This is a genomic window from Cytobacillus massiliigabonensis (genome assembly GCF_900199725.1).
Taxonomy (GTDB): domain Bacteria; phylum Bacillota; class Bacilli; order Bacillales; family Cytobacillaceae; genus Cytobacillus; species Cytobacillus massiliigabonensis.
This window is the reverse complement of the sequence record NZ_LT904903.1, coordinates 593,417-601,890: the sequence shown is the minus strand read 5'-3', so window position 1 is coordinate 601,890 and position 8,474 is coordinate 593,417. Positions and strand designations below refer to the sequence as shown.

At 39.8% G+C, this 8,474-nt stretch carries 5 protein-coding genes; all 5 read right to left on the bottom strand.

Annotated features, from left to right (window positions below):
- Positions 1-1,515 (bottom strand): L-glutamate gamma-semialdehyde dehydrogenase (gene pruA, locus C1726_RS09075; RefSeq protein WP_102272832.1); only part of this gene is annotated, 1,515 nt, incomplete at its 3' end.
- A 220-nt stretch (positions 1,516-1,735) separates the two neighbouring features.
- A complete protein-coding gene (locus C1726_RS09070; protein WP_102272831.1) occupies positions 1,736-2,884 on the bottom strand; it encodes a CamS family sex pheromone protein in 1,149 nt (382 codons plus the stop codon).
- Positions 2,885-2,898: 14 nt separating this feature from the next.
- Complete coding sequence (gene ligA, locus C1726_RS09065; RefSeq protein WP_102272830.1) at positions 2,899-4,905, bottom strand: NAD-dependent DNA ligase LigA; 2,007 nt, start codon at positions 4,903-4,905, stop codon at positions 2,899-2,901.
- Positions 4,906-5,189: 284 nt separating this feature from the next.
- Positions 5,190-7,415 carry a DNA helicase PcrA gene (gene pcrA / locus C1726_RS09060; protein WP_102272829.1) on the bottom strand — a complete coding sequence of 742 codons (2,226 nt, stop codon included), beginning with the start codon at positions 7,413-7,415 and terminating at the stop codon, positions 5,190-5,192.
- Positions 7,416-7,502: 87 nt separating this feature from the next.
- Entirely contained in the window at positions 7,503-8,210 is a 708-nt protein-coding gene (pcrB, locus tag C1726_RS09055; protein WP_102272828.1) for a heptaprenylglyceryl phosphate synthase, read from the bottom strand.
- Positions 8,211-8,474: the final 264 nt, after the last annotated feature.

Sequence of the window (8,474 nt, the reverse complement as noted above, 5' to 3'; positions counted from 1 at the left end):
ATGAAGCTGGATGTAGTCAGGACCGCCTGCTTTTGAGTCTGTTCCTGACATATTGAAGCCGCCAAATGGCTGGTATCCAACGATCGCACCTGTACATCCACGGTTGAAGTATAGGTTTCCAACATGGAAATCTTCACGTGCTTTTTCGATATTCTTACGGTTATTTGTGATAACCGCTCCTGTTAAACCATATTCTGTGTTGTTCGCAATTTCAATTGCATGATCGAAATCCTTTGCTTTTGTAAATCCAACAATCGGACCAAAGATTTCCTCTTTCATGATGCGAGCTTCTGGATCAAGGTCTGCGAAAATTGTCGGCTTAATGAAGTAGCCTTTGGAGTCGTCTCCTTCTCCGCCTGTCATAAGCTTTCCTTCTTTTTTGCCAATTTCAATATAGCTCATGATCTTATCATATGCACTTTGATCGATTACTGTAGCCATGTAGTTATTCGGGTCCGTTGGGTCCCCTTGTGTTAATTCATTTGTTAATTCAACTGCACGATTTAACACTTGGTCGTACACATCTTCAACGATGACTGCACGAGAGCATGCAGAGCATTTTTGCCCTGAGAAGCCAAATGCAGAGGCAACGATCGAAGTCGCAGCTAACTCAAGATCCGCTTCCTTATCGACAACGATTGTGTCTTTTCCGCCCATTTCTGCAATGACACGCTTCATCCAAACTTGGCCTTCGCTTAATTTAGAAGCACGTTCAAAAATACGAAGACCTACGTCACGAGATCCTGTAAAGCTAATGAAACGTGTATCCTTATGGTCTACTAAGTAGTCGCCCACTTCTGCACCGCTTCCTGGTACAAAGTTTAACACACCTTTAGGAAGACCCGCTTCTTCCATGACCTCAACGAATTTTGCGGCAACAACTGGAGTAGTTGAAGCTGGCTTTAAAAGAACTGTATTTCCCGCTACGATTGCCGCAACAGTCGTTCCAGCCATGATCGCTAATGGGAAGTTCCATGGTGAAATGATGATTCCAACACCTAATGGAATGTAATCATAACGGTTATATTCATTTGGACGGCTGTTTACAGGCACGCCTTCTTTAATTTTCAACATTTGACGAGCATAGAATTCAAGGAAATCAATTGCTTCTGCTGTATCTGCATCCGCTTCATTCCATGGCTTGCCTGCTTCTTTTGTTAAAAGTGCAGAAAACTCATGCTTGCGGCGGCGAATGATGGCAGCTGCTTTGAATAATACGTCTGCACGTGTTTCAGCTTTTACTTTTTTCCATGTTTTAAACGCTTCTACTGCAGCTTGCATCGCTTTTTCAGCAAGATCGCGGTTTGCTTTAGACACACGGCCAATTACTTCTGTTTTATTAGCAGGATTATAAGATACGATTTTGTCTTCTGTAGAGATGCGCTCTCCGTCGATAACTAGATCGTAATCCTTCCCTAAATAGCTTTCAACTGTTTTTAACCCAGTTAAATAGGCTTGATGATTTTCTTCCAATTTAAAATTAGTAAATGGTTCATGTTTGTATGGTTGTACCAAAGTTTCCGCCTCCTATGTATTAAAACTACACCCTGTTTACCAGATGCTATCCCTTTTAAGTATTAGTATATCTCTTAAAAAGGCTCCCATTCCAACAAGCTTATCTTAACATGATTCATTTCTCTTCTTCAAACATTCTGTGTAAATGAACACTATTCTACACTAATAATTGGAGATAATATGTGATTCTAATAATCAGTCATATTATCTCTCCATTTTCTTATTGATATATATGAACAAATGGCTCGTTTTGGTCTGCTTTACGGACAATAAGCCCTTCTGGACCATTCACAGACGAAATTTCTACTTGTACAGAAATATAGTCAGGAAAATGTTTCACAACAAGGCCGGTCACATATTGTGTAAAGCCAATTCCTTCTGATTTTCCATAGAATTGAATAGGAATATTAATATTAAGCTCCTGTAGCTGTCCATCTGCATAAAACGCCTTCCCTATTACTCCATTAAAATTAGGAAAATAGGCTTCTACATCTTGTTTAAAATTCAGAAAAGCAGTTAAATCATCCCGATGGCTTTCTGAAGCTTCTGTTGATGGGAATTGGAAATACTCCTCTTTTATTTTTTCCCATCCCTCTAGGCTAGCACTTCCCTTTTCAGCATTCGCATAGGTAAAGAAAGTACCCGGAACAACAGATGTCCTGCTTTGCTGTTCAAATAAAGCAACTGTAATAGGAACATCCTTTAGTTCATCCATTTTACGTAATCGTTTTAATACTTCATCAGCAAGCTTTTTTCCTTCTCTTTCTAGTTCTGCATGATCAATTTCCGTTTCATACCAGGCACCGAATTGAACCTTTTGATAATAATATACTGAGTTCAAGGCTAGACCAACCACTACTCCACCTAATTTATACTTTCCCTCTTCATTTTTCACATAATAATCATGCTCTAAAATATGTGCAAGGTATTTTGGTGTTTCTTCTTTTCCATTATCGAGAGGATTAAGACCGATGTTGTCTTCTTCCTCTAACTTTTTTTCCTTTAATTGCCCGGCCGTATACTTGCGGTTTAGCCAAAGACGAACTTGATCGCTTTCTAAAAATTGGCCTTCTTGAAAGACATATTTATCTGTATCATACATATTCTGAGCAACTCTCATTAGCCCTGTTTCAAATTCAGTAAGATTAAATTTTGAATTAATATTATTAACTACAAGCCCTCTTGATTTACTTGGTTTGAAAGGCAGAATTGTTTGATAGTAACTGTCTGAAATTTTGTAGTTTGGTATGATCGCTTTCTCTTTTGCGTCTTCTTTATCCTGAACAACCTCCTCCTGCTTATTAAAGTTCGGCGCACAGCCTGTAAGCAGAAGAACAAGAGACAGAGATAGCATTATTATTTTCTTCATGGCCTTTCCACCTCTTACACATTTAATTCTTCAATCAGTCTCTCCTCATCCCAAATCTCAATTCCTAATTCCTGTGCTTTTGCAAGCTTTGACCCTGCATCTTCACCAGCGATAACAATGTCTGTTTTCTTGCTGACACTTCCAGATACATTGCCGCCTAGTGCTTCGATTTTGTCCTTTGCTTCATTTCTCTTGAGCTTTTCTAACTTTCCAGTTAGTACAACTGTCTTTCCAGCAAAAATCGATTCTGACTGGTCAATGGATACAGGCTTCGGTCCAGTGTATACCATGTTGACTCCAGCAGCTTTTAATTCATCAATCAGAGCCTTTGCTTCGTCTAGCTCAAAGTAACTGACAATAGAGTCAGCCATCTTCTCTCCTATTTCATTAATGGCCGTTAATTGTTCATAATCTGCATTTATTAATTCATCCATCTGTCCAAATTGCTGGGCTAATGTCTTTGCTGCTTTGGCACCTACATGTCGAATCCCAAGCCCAAATAACAGCTTTTCAAGCGAGTTCACCTTGGAGGCTTCTATCGCTTCCAGTAGTTTATTTACTGATTTTTCTCCCATGCGTTCAAGTCCAATAAGCTGTTCAAAGGTTAACTTATATAGGTCAGCTACATCCTGAATGAGGTTTTCTGAAAATAATTGGCTTATTACTTTTTCTCCAAGACCGTCAATATTCATCGCGTTGCGGGATACAAAGTGGATTAAACCTTCTCGTATTTGTGCTGGACATTTCGGATTTATACAACGCAAAGCTACCTCGCCATCGAGACGTACAAGTTCACTTTCGCATTCCGGGCAGTGAGTTGGCATATGAAACTCAACTTCTTCTCCTGTTCTGCGTTCTGCTAAAACATTTACTACCTCTGGAATAATATCTCCAGCCTTTTTTATAACCACTTGGTCACCAATTTTGATATCCTTCTCTCGAATAAGATCTTCATTATGAAGGGAAGCGCGTTGAACCGTCGTTCCTGCTACACGAACAGGATTAAGAATTGCAGTTGGAGTAATCACGCCCGTTCTGCCCACACTCAACTCGATTGCCTTTAACGTCGTGACGACCTCTTCTGCTGGGAACTTATAGGCAATGGCCCAACGCGGGCTTTTTGCTGTTGTTCCGAGCTGCTCTTGCTGTTCAAGAGAATCTACTTTAATCACAATGCCATCAATATCATACACAAGATTCGGCCGCTCACTTGTCCATTTATCGATATATTCTAGCACTTCTTCTATATTTTCGCATTTTTTCCGTTCTTTATTTGTCTTAAAACCAAGTGTATCCAACAAGTCAAGTGCCTCACTATGGGATTCAACACCTGTCTCACCTGTGTCTGAAACTCCATATAAAAATACATCAAGATTTCTTGAAGCTGCAATTCTAGGATCAAGCTGTCTTAATGAGCCTGCTGCTGCATTTCTAGGATTAGCAAAAGCTTCTTCTCCCTTTTCCGCCTTCAATCTATTTAATGTCTCAAAGGAACGTTTCGGCATAAAAGCCTCTCCACGTACTTCCATGGTTAAATCTTTATTTAAACGTAAGGGTATGGAACGGATGGTTCGTAAATTTGCGGTAATATTTTCTCCTATTGAACCGTCTCCGCGCGTTGCCCCGAGAACAAATAAGCCTTCCTCATAGCGAAGAGAAACAGCTAAACCATCTATTTTCAATTCACATACGTATGACACATTCTCTCCAGCAGACTGTCGAACCCGGCGATCAAAGTCTTTAAGATCCTGTTCATTAAAGGCATTCCCAAGACTTAGCATTTGTGATTGATGCTGTACCTTCTCAAACATGTCAAGAATCTCGCCGCCTACACGCTGAGTTGGAGAATCTGCCGTTTTTAGTTCAGGATATTGGGCTTCTAATTCTATCAGTTCTCTAAGAAGCCGATCATATTCTGAATCCGGGACGGACGGCTGATCAAGAACATGATATTCATAATTATATTCATTAAGCAATGTGTGTAATTCTTTTACTTTTTTTTCAGCAGTCTGAAGGTCCATATATCCAACCCTTTCTAGATAAAGTGAAACTCAATCAGTGGGGATTTTTAGACGCATAAGATGTGCTACTGCGGACGTTGCACTTCACATTTTTAGTCTTCCTCCACTCTCACTGATTGTTAATTGAACCAATCACGTTCAGAAACGCACGTCCTGTGGTCTTCGCCTCACTAGGACATCCTGTCCGTCGTCGGGAATTTACGGGATGTTAGATACCCCACTTGAAATTTTTTGTCCTTCAGCATCTCAAGGAGGATCTTACATCCCGTTAATCTGCGATACAATTAGCCTTTTGTAATGGGAGCAAATTTAGCCAATAACCGTTTAATGCCAATTGGTTTTGGAAAAGCAATATCAAGTTCGGTGCTCTCTCCATCTCCTTTAACACTAACAACTGTTCCTGTTCCCCATTTGCCATGAGCAGCTTTATCCCCAACCTTCCAGCCTATTTCATCCCCGCCGGTTGAATTCATCGCAGGGCGGATAACAGGCTTTCTTTGCGGCTGTCTTGAAGCTGCAGAACCAAATGAAGAAGCTCCAAAAGGTGAAGCTGTTTTTTGAACCGGCTGCAAGCCATCTAATAATTCTTCAGGAATTTCTTTAATAAAACGTGATGGCTGATTCATATTTGTTCGTCCGAACAATGTACGCATCTGAGCATTTGTAATAAACAGCTCTTCTTCCGCTCTTGTAATTCCCACATAGGCGAGACGGCGCTCCTCTTCCATTTCTGCTTCTTCCATTAAAGAGCGGCTATGAGGAAACACCCCTTCCTCTAAACCAATTAAAAAGACAACAGGGAATTCAAGCCCTTTCGCTGAATGAAGAGTCATTAATACAACAGCATCCGCTTTTTCACCATCATCATCTAACTTATCAATATCTGCAACAAGCGCTAAATCGGTTAAAAAAGCAACAAGGCTTTTGTCTTCACTGCCTTCTTCAAAGTTTTTGGTTACAGATAGAAATTCTTCCAGGTTTTCAAGTCTGCTTTGCGCTTCTATTGATTTCTCCGCAATAAGCATCTCTCTATAGCCTGATTTCTCTAATATTTCTTCTACAAGCTCTGTGACAGAAAGGTATTCCTGCATTCGCGTATAGTTTTTGATTAAATCTCTAAATTCAGCTGCCGCTTTTGTTATTTTTGGACTAAGACCAATTAAATCAATTGAATCCAGCGCATCAAACATCGTCATTTCATGGAGCAAGGCGAAATTGGCAATCTTATCAATAGAACCAGAGCCAATTCCGCGCTTTGGTACATTAATAATCCTTTGGAGGCTAATGTCATCATCAGGATTAGCAATTAAACGCAAGTAGGCAAGGATATCCTTAATCTCTTTCCGATCATAGAACTTGATTCCGCCAACAATGGAGTACTCCATATTCGATTTTAAGAGCACTTCCTCCATCACACGGGATTGTGCATTCGTTCGATATAGAATGGCGATATCTGATAGATTTCGGTTTCCCTCACGCATCAATTCTTTAATTTTCCCAACGACAAATTGTGCCTCTCCTTGTTCACTATCCGCTCGGTAATAGAAGATTTTATTTCCTTCCATATTTTCCGTCCAAAGATTTTTCGGCTTTCGATTCATATTCCTTCCAATTACTTCATTGGCTGCTTGAAGAATTCTTTTTGTGGAACGGTAATTTTGCTCAAGCAAAATGACCTGTGCATTTGAATAATCCTTTTCAAATGAAAGGATGTTGGCAATATCAGCCCCTCGCCAGCGATAAATGGATTGGTCGGAATCACCAACAACACAAAGATTTTTAAAACGTGCTGCAAGAAACTTTACAAGCATATATTGAGCCCTGTTTGTGTCTTGATACTCATCCACATGAATATACTGGAATTTACGCTGATAATATTCAAGCACTTCTGGCACCCGCTGAAATAATTGAATGGTTGTCATAATAAGATCATCAAAATCTAATGCATGATTTCTTCTAAGTCTTTTCTGGTATTCAGTATATACATCACTGATGACATTTTGGAAATAGTCACCTGCTGTTTTTGCGAATTCCTCAGGTGTTGTTAACTCATTCTTCGCTGAGCTGATTGATCCGAGTATAGCACGAGGATCAAATTTCTTTGGATCGAGGTTCTTATCTTTTAAAATTGATTTAATAACTGATTGCTGATCCGTCGAATCAAGAATGGTAAAGTTCCGGTTAAAACCAAGCCGGTCAATATCTCTTCTTAAAATCCGTACACACATCGAGTGAAAGGTAGAAATCCAAATTTCATCTGCTGCTCCACCCATCATTCTTTGAATCCGTTCTCTCATTTCTCTAGCCGCTTTATTCGTAAAGGTAATCGCCAAAATATTATAAGGGTTCACGCCTTTTTCAACCATTAAATAAGCGATTCGATGCGTTAATACTCTTGTCTTACCACTGCCTGCCCCTGCCATGATCAAAAGAGGGCCATCTGTTGCCTTAACCGCATGCTGCTGCTGAGGATTTAATCCATTTAACAGTTTATCTGATAAATAATTCATCGACTTTCTTCACCACCATACAAACATATGTTCCTGTTTTTATTTTAAGTCTTCTGCTGCTGCAAATCAAGCTCTCAACAAGTAAACCTAGCTGATTTGTCCAAGAGGAATACTTTTCACTGCAGGTACTGTTTTTAGTGCAGCACTTACATCTGTATATATAATGTTTCCAACAACAATAACATCTCCTGCAGCAGCCATTTCTTTCGCCTGCTCTGCTGTTTCAATTCCGCCGCCGTAAAACAAAGTAGTTTTTTCTAGCATTTTTTTCACTTCTGATACTATTTCTGGATTGCCATATGCTCCACTGTATTCTAGATAAAAAATTGGCAGCTGGAACATTTTTTCTGCCATCATCGCATATGCTTTGATCTCATCTATCGATAATGCGGTTTTCGCATTCGTAAGCTTCGCTGCTTTGCACTCCTCATTAAGAATACAATAGCCTTGGACTAATATTTCTTCCCAATTCATCACTTCGCCGAATTCTTTAACGGCCTCATGATGAAGCCCTGTGATCCATTTTGTATCCGTACTGTTTAAAACAGTCGGAATAAAGTAGAAATCGAATCCTGGCGTAATTGAATCAATCGCAGATACCTCAAGTACACAAGGTACTGTATATCTCCGGATTCGAGACATTAAATCAAGCACTTTTTCTAAAGTAATGCCATCCGTTCCACCAACAATGATCGCATCCGTTCCTGATTCACAAATTTTTTCTAAGTGCTCATCAGAAATACTTTTATTCGGATCAAGTTTAAACACATGTCGCCACTCGCGAACATTATACATCCATACTTCCCCCATTCTAACATTCCATTTCATCATTATATCATTAGTATAATAATGAAAAAAGAAAAGCGCAGGAGACTTAACCAGACCCGATAAGCATAGGATAAAACTGGCAGAGAAGGGATGGTTCTTTAACCTATATGATGTATTGTTCATTCCTCTTATGAGTGACCTTTTTCGGGGGACGCTGTTCGTATATGGGCTTCATTCCTATTATGAGTGACCTTTTTCGGGGGGCGCTGTTCGTATACGGGCTTCATTCCT